At 36.4% G+C, this 19,072-nt stretch carries 18 protein-coding genes; 16 read left to right on the top strand and 2 right to left on the bottom strand.

The features are described from left to right. A complete protein-coding gene (locus tag BK054_RS04250) occupies positions 1–873 on the bottom strand; it encodes a helix-turn-helix transcriptional regulator (protein WP_006264532.1) in 873 nt (290 codons plus the stop codon). Positions 874–1,105: 232 nt separating this feature from the next. Here BK054_RS04250 and hemA point away from each other — a divergent pair, with 232 nt between their 5' ends. The 10 genes from hemA to BK054_RS04200 all read left to right on the top strand — a co-directional run bounded on the left by hemA (position 1,106) and on the right by BK054_RS04200 (position 10,919). After that, positions 1,106–2,356, top strand: a complete 1,251-nt coding sequence (gene hemA / locus BK054_RS04245; protein ID WP_016650267.1) for a glutamyl-tRNA reductase — start codon at positions 1,106–1,108, stop codon at positions 2,354–2,356. Between the two features lies 1 nt (position 2,357). Continuing rightward, positions 2,358–3,287 carry a hydroxymethylbilane synthase gene (gene hemC / locus BK054_RS04240; protein ID WP_006259833.1) on the top strand — a complete coding sequence of 310 codons (930 nt, stop codon included), beginning with the start codon at positions 2,358–2,360 and terminating at the stop codon, positions 3,285–3,287. 1 nt (position 3,288) lies between these two features. After that, positions 3,289–3,954, top strand: a complete 666-nt coding sequence (locus BK054_RS04235) for a uroporphyrinogen-III synthase (protein WP_071306960.1) — start codon at positions 3,289–3,291, stop codon at positions 3,952–3,954. 37 nt (positions 3,955–3,991) lie between these two features. Further along, positions 3,992–5,020, top strand: a complete 1,029-nt coding sequence (hemE, locus tag BK054_RS04230) for a uroporphyrinogen decarboxylase (protein WP_006262350.1) — start codon at positions 3,992–3,994, stop codon at positions 5,018–5,020. A 66-nt stretch (positions 5,021–5,086) separates the two neighbouring features. Continuing rightward, positions 5,087–5,446, top strand: coding sequence for a hypothetical protein (locus BK054_RS04225; RefSeq protein ID WP_006262349.1), 360 nt, complete (start codon positions 5,087–5,089; stop codon positions 5,444–5,446). Positions 5,447–5,573: 127 nt separating this feature from the next. Continuing rightward, on the top strand, positions 5,574–6,554 hold the full coding sequence (hemF, locus tag BK054_RS04220; RefSeq protein ID WP_083387837.1) for an oxygen-dependent coproporphyrinogen oxidase: 981 nt from the start codon (positions 5,574–5,576) through the stop codon (positions 6,552–6,554). Positions 6,555–6,731: 177 nt separating this feature from the next. After that, positions 6,732–7,724 (top strand): porphobilinogen synthase, encoded by a 993-nt coding sequence (hemB, locus tag BK054_RS04215; RefSeq protein WP_006262347.1) that lies wholly within the window; start codon positions 6,732–6,734, stop codon positions 7,722–7,724. Positions 7,725–7,862: 138 nt separating this feature from the next. Next, entirely contained in the window at positions 7,863–8,225 is a 363-nt protein-coding gene (locus tag BK054_RS04210; protein ID WP_071306958.1) for a hypothetical protein, read from the top strand. 117 nt (positions 8,226–8,342) lie between these two features. Beyond that, a complete protein-coding gene (locus BK054_RS04205) occupies positions 8,343–8,753 on the top strand; it encodes a c-type cytochrome (RefSeq protein ID WP_071306957.1) in 411 nt (136 codons plus the stop codon). A 564-nt stretch (positions 8,754–9,317) separates the two neighbouring features. Then, entirely contained in the window at positions 9,318–10,919 is a 1,602-nt protein-coding gene (locus BK054_RS04200; protein WP_071306956.1) for a fumarate hydratase, read from the top strand. A gap of 459 nt (positions 10,920–11,378) precedes the next feature. Here BK054_RS04200 and BK054_RS04195 read toward each other — a convergent pair whose 3' ends face one another. Then, on the bottom strand, positions 11,379–12,584 hold the full coding sequence (locus BK054_RS04195; RefSeq protein ID WP_071306955.1) for a TCR/Tet family MFS transporter: 1,206 nt from the start codon (positions 12,582–12,584) through the stop codon (positions 11,379–11,381). A 258-nt stretch (positions 12,585–12,842) separates the two neighbouring features. Here BK054_RS04195 and BK054_RS04190 point away from each other — a divergent pair, with 258 nt between their 5' ends. From BK054_RS04190 to BK054_RS04165, 6 genes are all read left to right on the top strand, one after another. Beyond that, a complete protein-coding gene (locus BK054_RS04190) occupies positions 12,843–14,192 on the top strand; it encodes an SWIM zinc finger family protein (RefSeq protein WP_071306954.1) in 1,350 nt (449 codons plus the stop codon). Between the two features lie 171 nt (positions 14,193–14,363). After that, positions 14,364–15,404 (top strand): 23S rRNA (adenine(2503)-C(2))-methyltransferase RlmN, encoded by a 1,041-nt coding sequence (rlmN, locus tag BK054_RS04185; protein ID WP_006259821.1) that lies wholly within the window; start codon positions 14,364–14,366, stop codon positions 15,402–15,404. Positions 15,405–15,510: 106 nt separating this feature from the next. Then, positions 15,511–16,488, top strand: coding sequence for a polyprenyl synthetase family protein (locus tag BK054_RS04180; protein ID WP_036474490.1), 978 nt, complete (start codon positions 15,511–15,513; stop codon positions 16,486–16,488). Positions 16,489–16,677: 189 nt separating this feature from the next. After that, positions 16,678–17,244, top strand: a complete 567-nt coding sequence (locus BK054_RS04175) for an RNA polymerase sigma factor (protein WP_016650272.1) — start codon at positions 16,678–16,680, stop codon at positions 17,242–17,244. Next, positions 17,226–17,843 carry a hypothetical protein gene (locus BK054_RS04170; RefSeq protein ID WP_016650273.1) on the top strand — a complete coding sequence of 206 codons (618 nt, stop codon included), beginning with the start codon at positions 17,226–17,228 and terminating at the stop codon, positions 17,841–17,843. The genes BK054_RS04175 and BK054_RS04170 overlap by 19 nt, the downstream gene beginning before the upstream one ends. A 6-nt stretch (positions 17,844–17,849) precedes the next feature. After that, a complete protein-coding gene (locus BK054_RS04165; protein WP_232234339.1) occupies positions 17,850–18,920 on the top strand; it encodes a hypothetical protein in 1,071 nt (356 codons plus the stop codon). Positions 18,921–19,072: the final 152 nt, after the last annotated feature.

Raw genomic sequence — 19,072 nt, 5'->3', positions numbered from 1 at the left:
TTAATTATTTGTGTTGAGAGACATTAAGTATTTTTTTGGTGTAGTGCCAAACTTCTTTTTAAAGGCAGCAATAAAGTGACTAGCAGAACTATAACCAATCTTTAGTCCTACTTCGTTTACATTATAACTGCCGTTGTCTAAGAGCTTACGTGCGTATTCCATCTTATAGTCAAACAAGAAGCTGAATACAGAGTCACCGTAAATCTGCTTAAAGCCCATTTTTAGTTTTTTAATGTTAATACCTACTGAGTCTGCTAACTCTTGAAGTGTAGGTGGTTCTGCCATTTTACTGATGATGATATCTTTCGCTTTTTTGATTTTAACGACATCGTCTTCATCAGATAAGAATGGGCAATTCTCTATGTTTTGATCTTCATTCTGATTAAATAGTAAACTAAGTAACTCGTATGTCTTACCAGTGTAGTATAACTTCTTGATAGTTGAGTTCATATAGAAGTTAAATAGCTGATTCAGAACTATAGCCATAGAAGGAGTGATTTCTTCTTCAGAGTAATACTTCTTGTCTCTGTTTTCACCAGTTAAGAAACCGATGAACTCTGCTTCTGTTGAAAAAAGAGCATGGAACTTCTTAATAGAAATTAAAACACTTATGACCCATGTATTAGGAGATATCTCTAAGTGTACAGGAAGCTGTTTTTGAGGATTGTAAAGGATCAAGAATTTTTCTTCATTAAGCGGAAGAGAATATGCTCCTTGATTGAATACAAATTTGGCAGACCCTTTTAGACCAAAGTAAAATTGGATAACATCTGTTCCCATTTCTCGTTGAAATGTTATGTTCTCTGTTAAGTTGTTTTCGAATCTTAATATCGAAAAATTATCATCAATTATTATTTCTTCCGTAGGACTCATAGCGATACTTTTTAAACTTAAGCTAGAAACTTATCTAGTTACTTTTTATTTAGAATGATTCTATATAGAGTGTCTTTTAACCCTTGTCATTGTTGCAAATGTACTGTATTATAATGAAATGCAATGCTTTTTTTTTGAGAAATCCCTTAGCGATATAAATAGTCCTTCTAGCGTTACTTTTGTCGATTCTTTAATCTTAAATTTGTTTACTTTTTTGAATTAACTCTGTGGTATGGACAAAATAGATAAGACTAAACCTGCGACTTTTTATGCAGTGGGATTAAGTTATAAGAAAGCGGACGCTGAAATGCGCGGTAAGTTTAGTCTAAGTGATGAGGCCAAAGACAATTTATTAACTCAAGCTAAAAATGAAGGAATCGAGAGTTTAATCGTGATTTCTACATGTAATAGAACGGAGATATTTGGTTTCGCACAACACCCTTTCGAACTGATTAAATTATTATGTGATAACAGTAATGGTACAGTGGATGACTTCCGCAATGTGGCTTATGTATATAAGACTAAGGAGGCTATAGAACACTTATTCCGCGTTGGAACAGGACTAGATAGTCAGATATTAGGTGATTTTGAAATTATCAGTCAGATTAAGAATGCTTTCTACTTAGCGAAGGAGAAAGAACTGACAACGAATTACTTCGAGAGATTAGTCAATGCTGTAATCCAAGCAAGTAAACGTATCAAGAATGAGACTGAGCTTAGTTCTGGAGCTACTTCTGTATCATTTGCTTCTGTACAATATATTATGGATCATGTAGAAGATATATCTAATAAGAATATCTTGTTATTCGGAACAGGTAAAATTGGTAGAAATACATGTGAAAACTTAGTGAAGCATACTAAGAATGATCATATTACACTTATTAATAGAACAAAAGAGAAAGCGTTAGAAGTAGCAGGTAAATTTAATCTTATCGTAAAGGATTATGCAGATTTACAAGCAGAAATACGCAAATCAGATGTGCTTATCGTAGCGACTGGTGCACAGAAACCTACAGTAGATAAGGTGTTGCTTAACTTGACAAAACCTCTTGTTATTTTAGATTTGTCTATTCCTAAGAACGTGAGTGATGATGTGACGGAGATAGAAGGAGTAGAATTAATACACCTTGATTATTTATCTCAAATGACAGATAAGACGATCGAGAGAAGAAGAGAGTTCATTCCACAAGCAGAAGAAATTATAGAAGAGATCATGTCTGAGTTTATCGCTTGGACGAAGATGAGAAAATTCGCACCTACTATACATGCTCTTAAATCTAAGCTAGAGCAGATAAAAGATGGGGAATTAGATTATCATAAAAAGAAATATGATAACTTTGATTCTGAGCAGGCTGAACTAATCAGTATGCGCATCATACAGAAGATCACTACGCACTTTGCAAACCATCTTCGTCATGAAGATACAGTAGTGGATCAGAGTATAGAATGGATAGAAAAAGTGTTTCATATAGAATCAAATTAAAATGGGTAGAATTATTCGTATAGGTACACGTGATAGTGAACTAGCAATGTGGCAAGCAAAAACAGTAGAACAATCTCTTCAGAAATTAGGGTACAAAACAGAGTTAGTACCTGTTAAATCTACAGGAGATCTAGTATTGGACAAGCCATTATATGAGATGGGAATCACAGGAATCTTTACTAAGACTCTAGATGTGGCAATGATAAAAAAAGAGGTAGATATCGCAGTACATTCTATGAAAGATGTACCAACAGCTCTACCACAAGGAATCGTACAGGGAGCAGTACTTAAACGTGCTAATACTGTAGATATCTTATTACATAAAGGAGATACATCTTTTATGTCAGAAGAGGTTGAGGCAGTAGTAGCTACAGGAAGTTTAAGACGTAAAGCTCAATGGTTAAACCGTTTCCCAAAGCATACAACAGTTGACCTACGAGGAAATGTAAATACTCGTATGGAAAAACTACAAAACAGCGATTGGAATGGAGCAATCTTCGCTTCAGCTGGTTTAGATCGTATTAAAAAGAAACCATCGAACTTCATTAATCTTGACTGGATGATACCAGCACCTGCACAGGGAGCTATGGTAGTAGTCGTAAATGCAGATGATAATCATGCTTTAGACGCAGTAGCTCAGTTAAATGATTATGAAACAGAGATGACTACTTATATAGAAAGACAGTTCTTAAGAACATTAGAAGGTGGATGTACAGCTCCTATCGGTGCTTTAGCTACTTATAATGATCACGATGACACGATTAATTTTAAAGGGGTATTATTCTCTTTAGATGGTCAACAGAAGTTCGAAGTGAACAAAGTAGTGGATATCGCAGAGTGGAAGAAGCTTGGATTCTTTGCAGCTAAAGAAATTCTTGAGAATGGTGGTAGTGAATTAATGGAAACACTACGTCAACAATTAAAAAAATAAAATGTCTTTTAATCCAACTATTTTATCTACACGTAAGATTAAAGCGAGTGTACTAGATGCTGTAGCTTTAGGGAAGGTGCATTTAGTAGAACAAGATTATATCTTGACAGAACACTTAGTATTCGACTTGGATGCTGTACATGAGTATGTATTGTTTACGAGTCAGAATGCGGTAAAGAGTGTGATTAGTCAAGGGTATAAAGAAGTTCTGAATAAGAAACCAGCGCTATGTGTAGGGATAAAAACAAAAGAATTGTTGGAGGAGAACGGTTGGGAAGTTAAGGCTTGGGCACATTATGCAAAAGAATTAGCTCCTATCATTGTTCAAAACTATAAAGATAGAAACATAACATTCTTTAGTGGAAGTATCAGAAGAGATCTGTTGCCAGATGCTTTTAGAGCAAATGGTATAGTCTTTAATGAGTTCACAGTATATCAGACTGTACTTAATCGAATAAAGAATGAATATAAAGTAGATGGATTGTGCTTTTACAGTCCTTCAGCGATAGAGAGTTATCTTCAGCAGAACAGCATCACGACAGAAGTGTGCTTCTGTATAGGAGATACTACAGCAGAACCATTAAAAAGAGTTACACAGAATATTGTAATAGCGAAGCAACCTACAGTGGAAGCTACATTACAAGCTTGTGTGGATTATTATAAATAGAGTCAGCTAAAAATTGACGTATTAAAATCGAATAGAAATGATTAAAAATGATTTATTCTTAAGAGCGTTAAAAGGTGAAACAGTAGAGAGACCACCTGTATGGATGATGCGTCAAGCAGGTAGATACTTACCAGAGTTTCGCGAATTAAGAGATAAGTATGATTTTTTTACACGTTGTAGAATGCCAGAAATCGCAGCTGAGATTACAGTACAACCGATTCGTATTGTAAAACCAGATGCTGCTATTTTATTCTCAGATATTTTAGTCGTACCGCAAGCTATGAACATTGATGTAGAGATGAGACCAGGAGTAGGGCCATGGGTACCTAATCCTATCCGTTCTGCTAAAGATGTAGAGCAAGTTATCGTACCTAATATCGAAGAGACATTAGGATATGTAATGGATGCTATTAAAGTAACGAAAGAGATGTTAAACGATGAAGTACCATTGATTGGATTCGCTGGTTCACCTTGGACTATCTTTTGTTATGCAGTAGAAGGAAAAGGTTCTAAGAGCTTTGATTTAGCGAAAGGCTTCTGTTTTTCTGACCCAGTAGCGGCGCATACATTATTACAAAAAATTACAGATACCACTATTTTATACCTTAAAGAAAAGGTAAAAGCAGGTGTAAATGCAGTACAAATATTCGATTCATGGGGAGGAATGTTATCTCCAGTAGATTACCAAGAGTTCTCATGGCAGTATATTAACCAAATAGTAGAAGCATTAGCTGATATCACTCCAGTTATCGTATTTGGAAAAGGATGTTGGTTTGCATTACCTGAAATGGCGAAGTCAAAAGCGTCTGCATTAGGAGTAGACTGGACTTGTAGCCCACAGAACGCTCGTCTATTCACAGGTGGAGATATCACATTACAAGGTAACTTTGACCCAAGCCGTCTAATGTCTCCGATCCCTACTATTAAGAAAATGGTACACGAGATGATCGATGCTTTCGGTAAAGATAAGTATATAGTGAACTTAGGTCACGGTATCTTACCTCATATCCCAGTAGATCATGCAAAAGCATTTATCGAAGCGGTAAAAGAATACGAACACAAGTAAAATATTGACAGAAAAGCCTGCCGAAGTATGACGTAGGCTTTTTTGTTTTACTATATCATTTGACCTATGTTAAACAAAGGAACAAAAAGTGAAGAAGAAAGACGTATAGAGTCTATTGTTCAGAAGTTGTCTTCTATTGGATTTACACCAGAGGACAAGAAATTTATAGAAGATCTAGACGTAGAGCTTCAAAAGATAGGCCTGAGTTATGAACAACTGTTGATAACAGAAGGTAAGGACTTAGCCTTACACTTACATAAATTCAACTTCCCTTGGGATAAGATGGAAGAGTTCACAGATCTATTAGTGAAGTGGTCTTCTCAAGAGCCTTCATTAAAAGCAAAAGCAAAGGCTGTCTATCAATATATTCAAGATGAGAGTAAAGCATTCTCATTTAATATCATGACTAAGATTAGTCGCCTTTAAGAGATCACTATTTACAGCAGAAACAGGTTGAGGTGTCATACACACTATGATAGTGATATGTAGGACTAGAGGAGTCTGCTTACTATTGTTTATTTAAAGATAAGGTAGAGAGGCGCAATATAATGTATTGGCTGAACTACGAAACAATAGTTTTTTTAATGATGAGTATCCTGACAGAGAGAGGATATGTACTATTTATAATATGAAAGAACAATTTTATCAATATATACAACAGCTTCAAGATATCATTACGAAAGGACTTGAAGATATAGATGGAAAAGCAAAATTCCAAGAAGACCTTTGGGAACGTCCTGAAGGTGGGGGAGGTCGCACACGTGTGATCGAGAATGGAGCGGTATTCGAAAAAGGAGGAGTAAATATCTCTGCCGTACACGGACCGTTACCAGTAGCGATGCAAAAGTACTTTAATGTAGGAGATGTAGATTTCTTCGCTTGTGGATTATCATTAGTGATTCACCCGAAGAGCCCTATGGTACCTACAGTACATGCCAACTGGCGTTATTTTGAAATGTATGACAAAGAAGGTACAGTAGTGCGTTCTTGGTTTGGTGGAGGACAAGACCTTACACCTTATTACCTATTCGATGAGGATGCTACGCATTTTCATACTGTATGTAAGACAGCTTGTGATAAGCATAATCCAGCGTTTTATCCATTGTATAAGAAGCAATGTGATGAATATTTTTGGAATGCACATAGAGAAGAGGCACGTGGTATCGGAGGATTATTCTTTGACCGCTTAGAAGCAACAGAAGAAATGTCTATGCAACAGTGGTATGACTTCGTAACCGAAGTAGGAGATAGCTTCTTAGAAGCTTATGCACCTATCGTAGAACGTCGTATGGATACCCCTTATAGCAATGAGCACCGTACATGGCAAGAAATCAGAAGAGGTAGATACGTAGAGTTTAACCTTGTTCATGATAAAGGAACTCTATTTGGATTAAAAACCAATGGACGTATCGAATCTATCCTAATGAGTCTACCACCACATGTACAATGGGTATATGACCACCATCCTGAAGAAAACAGTTGGGAAGAAAAGCTGTTGAAGGTATTAGCTAATCCTGTTGATTGGATAAAGTAGAGACGCAATATTTTGCGTGTCACAATTAATGTTTACAGAATATGTCACGGATTATAAATCCGCGCCAACAGTAGAGACGCAACACATTGCGTCTACCATAATACGTTACAACGATTGCGCGGATTTGTAATCCGTGCGTTAACAATAGTATATAAACATATAAAACCAAAAATAATTATGTTTCCATTACAAAGAGGTAGAAGATTAAGAACAAATGAGTCTATTCGTAGTTTGGTAAGAGAGACTATCGTGACTCCACAAGATTTTATGTTTCCTATGTTTATAGCAGAAGGGACTAATGTACAAGAAGCTATTCCTTCGATGCCAGGTATGTTTAGACGTTCTGTGGATTTGACAGTAAAGGAAGTAAAAGAGCTTTATGCATTAGGTATTCGCGCAGTGAATATCTATGTAAAAGTAAGTGATCACTTAAAAGACAATGCAGGAACAGAAGCATGGAATCCTAATGGATTAATGCAGACTGCTATCAAAGCGATAAAAGATGCATGTCCAGGTATGATCGTAATGCCAGACGTAGCATTAGACCCATATTCTATATACGGGCACGATGGTATTATCGAGAATGGAGTAGTAGTGAATGACCCTACAGTAGATGCACTGACGAAGATGAGCGTATCTCATGCAGAGGCAGGAGCAGACTTCGTAGCACCTAGTGATATGATGGATGGACGTATCTTGCGTATGCGTGAAGCATTAGACCAATCAGGATTTACGAATGTAGGTATCATGAGTTATTCTGCTAAGTATGCATCTGCATTCTACGGACCATTCCGCGATGCACTAGACAGTGCACCGAGAGCAGATGTAGAGATACCAAAAGACAAAAAAACATACCAAATGGACTATGCTAATCGTATCGAAGCTGTAAAAGAGGCGTTATATGATGTAGAAGAAGGAGCAGATATCCTTATGGTAAAACCTGGTATGGCTTATTTAGATATCGTACGTGAAGTGAAAGACGCTGTGAATGTGCCTGTAGCTGTGTACCAAGTATCTGGAGAGTACGCTATGGTAAAGGCTGCATCAGAGAGAGGATGGCTTGACCACGATCAGATCATGATGGAACAATTAACTTGTATCAAACGCGCTGGAGCAAGTATTATTTCAACATACTTCGCTAAAGAAGCATCTATTCTATTGAATAAATAGTTAGAATAAGTACTATAAATAGAAGAAGCTCGTTGATTTTGTCAACGAGCTTTTTTCATTATAAACTATTGATAACTTTTTTTCTAAATAGTAGTAAGAAGTGTTTTAACTTTATCCACTAGTAAAATTATAGAATATATGATGCCTGATTTTAAAAATAAAACATATCGATTAGCAGAGTTTATCTTACTTGTTAAAGATCGAAAAGAAAGAACTACGGAGTATGATCCAGCCTATCAGTATGCTATTTATGCTGTAGAAGATGAGGCAGATGTAGAACTAGAGATTTATGTTGGTGATCCTGTTGAGGTGACAGAGGATAATGAAGAGGTATATCCAGACGCTGTTACAGAACTAGATATGTGGTATCTGTGCTCTGATGAAGATATACAAGATGTAGTAGACTTAGCAGTGAGCCAGAAACCTACAGTGACGGTAGAAGAGCTCATCATGGCATTAGATTACTACCTGACGATAGATGATTTTATTGATTTTGACTAAAAGATATAAAGTCTGTTATATGTTATTTGTCCGTTTATTGCACTAAAAGGACTGTTTTGTATACTATAATGTTCATTTTGTTTCTCTATTTTTGATGGAAATAAATAAACAACAACAATGACAAAAATTATAAAAACTAGTTTGCTACTTCTTGCTACTATTAGTGTAGTAGCATGTGGCGGTAAGGATGAGAAAACACAACCTGAAGCTGTGTACGAATCAGAGAGAGGAGAAGTAGCCGAAATGACTATGTCTGAAAAAATCAAACTAGGTGAAGACATCTTTAAAGGAAAAGGAAACTGTGCTTCTTGCCATCAGACAGATAAAAAAATAATAGGACCTAGTGTCAAAGAAATATTACAAGTGTATGATAAACACAACGCTGATCTAGTTTCTTTCTTGAGAGGAAATGAGGAAGCTATAGTTGATCCGTCTCAGTTTATCATTATGCAAGCTAACTTAGAGATCACGAAGAAGTTTAGCGATCTAGAGATGGAGGCACTTATTGCCTATATGCGAAGTTTATAGATAATAAATAAACAGTAAGATATCGAAAAGCCTTGAGTCAATAGATTCAAGGCTTTTTTATATTCAGTAAGAGATAGATTTTACCCATTAATATAAAATGCAATTCAGACTAGATTGAATGATAAATGGGAATAAAATACTATTTATTAGGGGGTGGTCGGCATGTGGTCGGTTAGTGATGGGCATTTGGTCGGCTTAAAAGTACCAAAAATAGCCTATCACTATCCCATCATATAGGCATCATATAGCTACCAAGTGGAGTGGAAGTAAAAGTGAGTAAAAGGGAATTAGAATAGAAAGCATAGTAATGTGCTTAATATTAGTGTGATATGAAGTGAAAGAATAAGATAGTGCTACATATTATAAAAAGAGAATAAAAAATTGTTGTCTAATATGCGAAGAAAGTGCTCATTCTTAGAGAAATAAAATGAAGAGTTCTAATATTAATCTGTAAAGTGTAAATGATCTATATCCCTTATAAACACTGGCTATTTAGAAGCATTCTACGATTTTATAAGGACTTTAATTAGTAATTTTACTAAACAAAAATAAACTAACAATTCAATGGACTTCATATATCAAGATCCGTATCCGATTCAGAAAGATGATACGCAGTACAAAAAGATTTCTTCTGACTATGTAAAAGTAGAAAAATTAGGAGATAGAGAGATATTAGTGGTTGATCCTAAAGCGATTGAGATGATTGCTGAGACAGCGATGACAGATGTGTCATTCATGTTGAGAACATCGCACTTAGAAAAATTAAAAGCTATCCTAGACGATCCGGAAGCGACAGATAACGATCGTTTTGTGGCTTATAACTTATTACAAAACGCAAAAGTAGCAGTAGAAGGACAATTGCCTTCTTGTCAAGATACAGGTACTGCTATCGTAGTGGCAAAAAAAGGAGAAAACGTATATACGGGATCGAATGATGCCGAGAGTTTATCTAAAGGTATCTTCGAAACATACCAAAAGAAAAACTTGCGTTACTCTCAGATCGTACCTATCAGTATGTTTGAGGAGAAAAACTCAGGTTCTAACTTACCAGCACAGATCGATATCTATGCTACACAAGGAGCTAAATATGAGTTCTTATTCTTAGCGAAAGGTGGGGGATCTGCTAACAAGACGTTCTTATACCAAAAAACAAAATCTCTTCTTAATGATAAAAACTTAACGGAATTTATCAAAGATAAAATCATGGATCTAGGTACTGCTGCCTGTCCTCCATATCACTTAGCATTAGTAATCGGTGGTACATCTGCTGAGGCAAACTTAGCGGCTGTAAAGAAAGCATCTGCAGGATACTATGATAACTTACCTACTTCTGGTAATATGGGAGGTCAAGCGTTCCGTGACTTAGAGTGGGAGAAAAAATTACAATTAATCTGTCAAGAGTCTAAGATTGGAGCACAGTTCGGGGGTAAATACTTTACTCATGATGTACGTGTGATCCGTCTTCCTCGTCACGCTGCTTCATGTCCTGTAGGATTAGGAGTATCTTGTTCGGCAGATAGAAATATAAAAGCGAAAATCACTGCAGAGGGATTATTCGTAGAACAATTAGAGACTGATCCAGGACGTTTCTTACCTGCAGTAGCTCCTCACTTAGAAGAGCCTGTGGTAATCGACTTGGACAAGCCAATGAAAGAACAATTAGCAGAGTTAACGAAGCATCCTATCAAAACTCGTGTAATGTTAAACGGAACTGTTATCGTGGCGCGCGACATCGCTCACGCTAAGATCCAAGAGATGTTAGACAATGGACAAGAGATGCCTGAGTACTTCAAGAATCACCCAGTGTACTATGCAGGGCCAGCTAAGACTCCAGATGGTATGCCATCAGGAAGCTTCGGACCAACTACAGCAGGGCGTATGGATCCTTATGTAGATAGTTTCCAAGCGGTAGGTGGAAGTATGATTATGTTAGCGAAAGGTAACCGTAGCCAAGCGGTAACTAATGCGTGTAAAAAACACGGTGGTTTCTATCTAGGTTCTATCGGAGGACCAGCTGCTATCCTTGCAAAAGAGAATATCTTAAGCGTAGAGGTGGTTGACTTCCCAGAATTAGGAATGGAAGCTGTACGTAAGATCGTAGTGAAAGACTTCCCTGCCTTCATCATCACTGATGATAAAGGAAATGACTTCTTCGCAGATCTATAGTAATCAGAATAAACTAACAATTTATAGACGACAATGAAAAGCCGATACTAGCGACAGTATCGGCTTTTTTTAATTAGGAATTTAGAATTAAGAATTAGGAATGTCCCATCCACTAACGGTGTCAAACAGATGTTTTTTTAAGGCTCTGTTCTGTGTCACTTCCTATTGACATACTGTATAGCACACAGTATGTCATCCCGACGATAGGAGGAATCGCACTAGTTTATTCTCACGACTATTTCTACATCTCGTGTGTGATCTTTCCTTACGTCAAGATGACAAAGACAACGGGTAAGGTGTAGGTTAGTAGTAACTTCCAAATATCACTACTTCTTTGTTATTCCGACGATAGGAGGAATCATATTAGTATATCATACATTGATATAGTCAATATAAGTGCCTGAATAATAATATAAGTAGCCCTATTCTGGTAAAGAATAGGGCTGTTTTTTTTAAAACTTACTTCTTATGTCTCAAGAGTAGTAATAAGCTAATTAGGAGTAATAAAGCTGCTATGGCAAAGGCTATACCAGGTAAGTATGGTAAGGTATTGTCCTGTGTGTATAGGTAGAAACAATAGGTAAATACTGGTGGAGCCACAATAGTCGTTAATCCGTTAAGGCTTCCTAATACCCCCTGTAGTTCTCCTTGATGTTGCTGATCTAGTGACTTAGAGAGCATAGACTGAAAACCTGTCTGTTGTATACTTCCTAGTAAGTATAATGTGATACCTACCCAGAGTTGTATTTCAGTAACACAATAACTCAAAAAGAGTAATCCTATAAAGCTTGTTAATAAACCGATGTAGACAAGTTTTTGGTCTGATAGTTTAGTAGACAAGTATTGCAATAGGTATGCTTGTACTAAGAAGCCTATGATGCCTATAATGGTTAGTGATAATCCTATTTGCTGTTTACTCCAGTCAAACTGTATCATGGTATAGAATGACCACGTACTCTCCATGCTATGTGATGCAGCCGAAAGTAAAAAGAATACAATAAATAGTAGACTTAGTTGTTTAAAGCGTTTGATACTTTTTAGAGATTGTAAAGGGGAGATTTCTTTTAGTGATAATCGCTTTAGTGAACGTGAAGTATTGGTTTCTGGAAAGAAGAAATACCCATAAATAACATTTAATAAACCTAATATTCCCGCAAAGTAAAAAGGGTAGGTAAAATGATATTCTCCTAATAATCCTCCTACTAAAGGGCCTAGGATAAAGCCAATATTGAAAGCTGCATTTAAATAGCCAAAGTATTTCGTTCTGTTATCTTCATCCGTTACATCTGTAATCGTAGCTGATGCCACGGCAAAGGTAGCACCTGTCACTCCGGCGATAAGCCGACTGATGAATAGTAACCAATAACTATGAGCAAGTGCCATAATAAAACAGTCTATAGAGAATCCAAAAAGAGAAAGTAATAATACTCGTCTACGTCCATAACGATCGCTAATAATCCCTAAGATTGGTGCAAAGATGAATTGCATAAAGGCGTAAGCTAACGTAAGTACACCTCCGTACTTCGCTGCTGTGCTGAGGTCAGCATGTAGTACGTGTTCTAATAGTTCCGGTAATACTGGAAAGATAATACCGAAGCCAGCACTGTCTAATATAATGGTGATCGTAATGAATATTACGATGCTGTTAATCTTGTTTGATTGCATAAGTATATATAATAAAATAACGGTACCCTAAAGATGGGGGTACGCTTAAATAAACTGAGTCACTTACTACGCTGTAGGGGGCGATTGTGATTCGGAATGTTATTTTACTATTGCTGCATAATGGACAAAGATAATGTGTAATGGGTTTATTATCAAAGAGTAATTGCCTTTTTTTAAAATAAGAGAACAGATGTGTACAGTTCTAGAAGGTTATATTTCTATGAATTTTAGTACCTTGCTTACTCATTTGTAAGTACCATGAACGACCTATTATCTTATATATACAATACCCCTTCTAGCTTAACGAAAGGCAAGGGAGGGGACGAATTATTCTTAGCGAAGTACAGTGAGATACAGAAGAAGACTGATGCTCCATGCTTTTTTTGGGGTAATGTGAAGGATCCTTTTATTATGGCACGTTGTTTAATCACGTTGTCTAATGTGGTGAAGTCTAGTTTTAATTTATCTCCTGCTGATCTAGCTAAGCTAAAAGACCCTATTGCTACAGCTGGGGATGGTAGAGTGCGATTCGAAGGATTCTCTCACTGTGCAGGAGTGTACGCTCGTGTAGATGTATTGCCTGATGGGTTAGATGGGGAGTTCTTAGAGAATGGGACTACGAATGTAGACTTTAACCAACCGATGCTTACTGCGCTGAATAGTATTAAGCAAAAGGAAAATGTACTGCTGTCAATAGGTCAGAAGGAGGTTAGTATTCAGACTGAGGATAAGAAAATAGTGGAACGAAAAGTACCTCTTCCGATTAAGTGGATTAAGGGACTGAGTACGGTACAGATCTATCTGTCTAAGGCAGAGAAAGTACATACGTTTAATAAAATACAGACACAACAACTGTTTAGAGGTATTCCGAAAGGGGAGATCAAGACAGATTATTACTTAACTGTACGTGGTAATATGCCTGTGTTTACACCTGTTAAGTCTGCTAATGCAGTCTGTGTAGGAGGTATTCATCGCTTGAGATTGTTAGAACCTCTATTGCCTTATATAGATACTATGCAAGTATATCCACATCCTGATATGCAGAGCACCACGTGGCAGTTGTATTTTGGCGATATTCGATTTAGTTTGTCTTTATCTCGTGAAGCTTTTAGAGGGTTCTCGGGAGAGGGAGCAGCATTAGAGTCGTTAATAGATGATGTGGATGACGAGTGGATAGATGCGATGGATAAGTATGCTTATGCGAATCAACGCTTTAACCCGACGATGTTTGCGATGGAAGAAGGGATGAGTTTCACTGATGCAGATAGTCTGACAGGGCGATTAGCAGCTATGGGATTATTAGGGTTTGACTTAGATGACAATGCTTTCTTTTATAGAAGATTGCCCTTTAAGCTAGAGCGTATCCTAAGTCTAAATCCTCGCCTAAAGAATGCTGAGAAACTAATAGCTGAGAATAAAGTAGAGATTATTAGTGATGCTAATGGACGGGTAGAAGCTCGTGTAGAGGGAACTGGTGGTGTGAGACATACGGTAATCTTAGATGGTGATCAGGAGCGATGTACTTGTGAGTGGTATGGTAAGTACCAAGGAGATAGAGGAATGTGTAAGCATGTGCTGGCAGTGAAGAAGGTTACGGTTAAAGGTTAACAGTTAACAGTTGACAGTTGACAGTTTATGGTGGACGGTTAAGAATGACTAGCTTTGTGGATACTAGTTGGTTATACAGTACACTAGTTCCTAATTGATTGTTCCTTACATTATTGTTATAATTTTATTACAGTATTTGGCAGTCGGATAATTTGAGATTAACTTTGCGCCATGCAAATAGACAAAAAAGACATCAGAAGTTTATCTAAGGAACAATTAAGGGATTTCTTTGTTTCTCAGGGAGATAAGGCATTTAGAGGAAACCAAGTGTACGAGTGGTTATGGAGTAAAGGGGCTCATAGCTTTGAAGATATGAGTAACTTATCATTGGCTACCCGTGAGATGCTAGATGCTAACTTCGTAATTAATCATATCAAAGTAGATAGTATGCAGGTAAGTACTGATGGTACTATCAAGAATGGTGTGAAGTTACACGATGGTCTTATCGTAGAGTCTGTTTTGATTCCTACAGAAACACGTACTACAGCCTGTGTATCTTCTCAGGTAGGGTGTAGTTTAGACTGTGAGTTCTGTGCTACTGCTCGCCTTAAGCGTATGCGTAACTTGAATCCTGATGAGATTTATGATCAAGTATTAACAATCGACCAACAAAGTAGACAGAATCATGGACACCCGTTGTCTAATATTGTGTTTATGGGAATGGGAGAGCCGTTAATGAATTATAATAACGTACAGAAAGCCATTGAGAAGATTACTTCTGAAGAAGGGCTAGGGATGTCTCCTAAGCGTATCACAGTGTCTACTTCAGGATTGCCTAAGATGATCAAGAAGTTGGCAGATGATGGTGTGAAGTTTAAGTTGGCAGTGTCTTTACACTCTGCTATCGAAGAGACACGTAATCGTATTATGCCTTTTACTAAGAATTTCCCATTAACGGAGTTGCGTGAATCACTTCAGTACTGGTATAGTAAGACGAAGAGTCGCGTTACGTATGAGTATGTGATTTGGAAAGGAATTAACGATGACAAAGCTTCTGTGGATGCATTAGTGAAGTTCTGTAAGTATGTACCGTGTAAAGTAAACTTGATTGAGTACAACCCTATTGATGATGGAGAGTTCCAACAAGCAGATGAACGTGCTACGAATAGCTATATAGCAGCTTTAGAGAAGAATGATATCACTGTAGTGGTACGTCGAAGTCGTGGTAAAGATATTGATGCAGCTTGTGGTCAGTTGGCTAATAAATCATAAGTTTAGTTTAGAGGAAATTACGTAAAGAATTGTTTAGCAATTTCTTAATGATTTCTATTTGAGGGAAACTATCGAATGATATAAAAAAGTCGTATTTTTGGGTGCAATGAACATAGTACAGCAAATAAAACAGCCTATACAGAATGAGATGGAGCTTTTTGAAAAGAAGTTCCGCAACTCAATGACTACTAAGGTAGCCTTACTAAACAGAATCACTTACTACATTGTAAATAGAAAAGGGAAGCAGATGCGCCCTATGTTTGTATTTCTAGTAGCGAAGATGGTGGCAGGTGAGGTTAATGAGCGTACTTATCGAGGAGCTTCTGTTATAGAGCTAATTCATACTGCTACTCTAGTACACGATGATGTAGTAGATGATAGTAATAAACGTAGAGGTTTCTTTTCCCTTAATGCTTTATGGAAGAATAAGATAGCCGTGTTAGTAGGTGATTACCTATTAGCAAAAGGGCTTTTATTGTCTATTGACAACGGTGATTTTGATTTACTTCGAATTATCTCAGTGGCTGTACGTGAGATGAGTGAGGGAGAATTACTTCAGATAGAGAAAGCGAGACGATTAGACATTACAGAAGAGGTGTATTATGAGATCATTCGTCAGAAGACAGCTACATTGATTGCAGCTTGTTGTTCATTAGGAGCTGCTGCTGTCGATCCAGATAATGCAGAACTTATAGAGAAGATGCGTAAGTTCGGAGAGTTAATCGGTATGGCATTCCAGATAAAGGATGACTTATTTGATTATACGGATGGACCTATCGGTAAGCCGACAGGTATTGATATCAAAGAACAAAAGATGACACTTCCTCTTATTTATGCTTTGAATACTTGTGAACCAAAAGAAAAGAAATGGTTGATTAACTCTGTTAAAAATCACAATGAGGATAAAAGACGTGTGAAAGAAGTCATCGCATTCGTCAAACAAAAAGGAGGTCTAGAATACGCTACTACTAAGATGGTAGAGTATCAACAAGAGGCTCTAAATATACTACAGGAGTTTCCAGAATCTACTTATAGAGAAGCTCTGTTCACGATGGTGAATTATGTTATAGAAAGAAAAAAGTAATTTTTTTCACTTTCCTTACAACCTTTTTATTTAGAATTGCGTCTATGTATATAGATAAGCAATTCTAAGTATTATGAAAGGTATTATTTTATTTGTCACTTCAGTTATAATCCAGTTTATTATGTACATTTTAAACTTCTTTCAGTAAAGAGGTTAGATGTTGTATTTAAGTAATAGAAGATTGCAACTATGAAGTTGATAAGGCTACACAAAAAGAAATTAGAAGATTATATAGATGATCTGTGTGCTCATAAAAGAGTTGCACAGAAGGAGGTCTATGACCTTGTGTCTGGTAAGATGCTCTCTGTCTGTAGACAGTACATTAAGGACATTCACTATGCTGAGGATGTGATGATAGCAGGGTTTATGAAAGTCTTTACGAATATAGATAAGTTTGAAAGAAAAGGGAATTTCGAAGGGTGGATAAGACGTATTATGGTGAATGAATCTATTTCTTTTTTACGTGGGCAAAAGAGCTTTCATTATATAGAAGATGTTGAGGTAAGAGAAGAAGTTGTAGAAGATGATATCGAATTATCTATTGAGGATATACAGCTATTAATAGATCAGTTACCAGAAGGATGTAGAGCGGTGTTTAATTTATATGTAGTAGAAGGATATAAACATCAAGAGATAGCAGAATTATTAAAAATACAAGAGGGGACATCTAAATCTCAGTTAGCACAGGCTAGAAAATTACTACAACAGCAATTAGCAATCTTAAAAACACAAGGGGTATGGAATGGAATAAAATAGATAAACAGTGGAAAGACAGTTTAGCAGATAGAGAGATAGCTCCTTCTTCTCAAGCGTGGGATAAACTATCTTCTCAATTAGATCAGCAGGCTAAAGCGAAGAATAAGTCTAATGTGAAGTGGTGGATAGGATTAGCAGCTAGTTTATTGATAGGGGGATTCTCAGTAGTACAATTTATAACTACTGATGTAGATAATCAGGTAACACCTTCTATAGAGTTGCCTACTATGGAAGAGGTTGAAAATACATTAGTAGAGCAAGAAACACCCAAAGCAGATACAATCTATAATCAAGAGAAAATAACTGCACCTAGGACATCTCCTGTGATAACAAAGGAAGAACTTAACACACTGAAACAAGAACATAAGCAATTAGCAAATGATAATATAATGGTGGATACAATAAGTCCATTAAAGCCACAAAACCTACAAGAGGTATTCATAGGACCGGTAATGAATAAGCCTTCGAAGAGAATAGTGGTGAATAGTGATGATTTATTAAATCAAGTGGAGGGGGAGATAGAGATTGAGTACAGAGAATCTGTAATCAAGAAGATTTATGACAAGACCAAAAAAGTGATTGTAGAACGATCTAATTAGTCAATTATGAAACAAAAGAATACATTAGTTATGGCTCTTGCGCTATTTGCTACTTTAGGTATGTATGGGCAAGTGAAAAAATTCAATAGAGAGGTAAATAGTATTGCTGTAAAGATTCAGAATACTACAGTATCTGAAAAAGAAGATTTAAAAATTAAAGTAGATTCACTAAATGTGTTAGTTGAGAAAAAGAAGCTTACAGAAGAAGAAGCACAAGAGCTCAAAAGTAAATTAGCTTTAGAGTCGTCTACTCGATTAGAAAACACTATAAATAATCTGAATGATAGTTTATATAACACTGTTCAGAGTCATGTACAGTATTCGATTAAATCAGGACAATTCTCTGAGGGGGTTGATGGAGATCAGTCGGGCTCTGCAATTGTGATTGGTAGAAAAAACTATATACAGAGAGGTAATAGAATAGTAGGTGATAGACGCAATAGGTTTCAGATCCAATTTGCTTATGGGATGAGTAATTTAGCAACAGAAGGAGCTTTTGCTAATTCAGATATTCTCTATGTATCTTCTAATTTTATTCAATGGGGATTCAATATTAATAGACGTTTATTGAAAGAAAGTAACTTACTACACCTAAGATATGGAGTTTTATTAGAGTATAATAATCTAAAGCCAACAGAGCACCGTTATTTTGAAAAGCAAGCTGATGGTCAAGTAGCTATTGTTGAACATGATAAAGATTTGCGTAAGAATAGACTGGCAATACGTTCTGTACAGATACCTGTTTATTTAGAGTTTGATTTTTCAAAACCTAAGGTAAATGAGAAGACTGGTAGAACTTATTTTAGAAGCCAAGAAACTTGGAGAGTAGGTATAGGAGGGTTTGTGAATCTTAATCGCAAAGATACTTATCAAGTATACAGATACACTGATGAAGGCCATGAGTTTAGAACTAAGGAGAAGACGGACTTAGATATTAATAAGGTGAGATATGGAGTAGGTGCTTATGTTGGTAATGGGGATTGGAGTTTATTTGCTCAATATGAATTGACACCAATGTTTAAACACAATGATATTAAGCAAAATATGTGGTCATTTGGTGTAAGAGTAGATTTGTAAATTACATACAAAATGAATAGTTAGGTTATAGGGAGTTGTTTTTAGATGATTTATTCTAGAAACAACTCCTTTTCTTTTACCTTTGCACTTGCCATAAATGAGTGTATATCGCAATAATTCTATATATTGAGATATAAATGAACTAAAGTAAG

Source organism: Myroides sp. ZB35 (genome assembly GCF_001865835.1).
Classification (GTDB): domain Bacteria; phylum Bacteroidota; class Bacteroidia; order Flavobacteriales; family Flavobacteriaceae; genus Flavobacterium; species Flavobacterium odoratimimum.
This window is presented reverse-complemented; position numbering and strand designations above follow the sequence as displayed.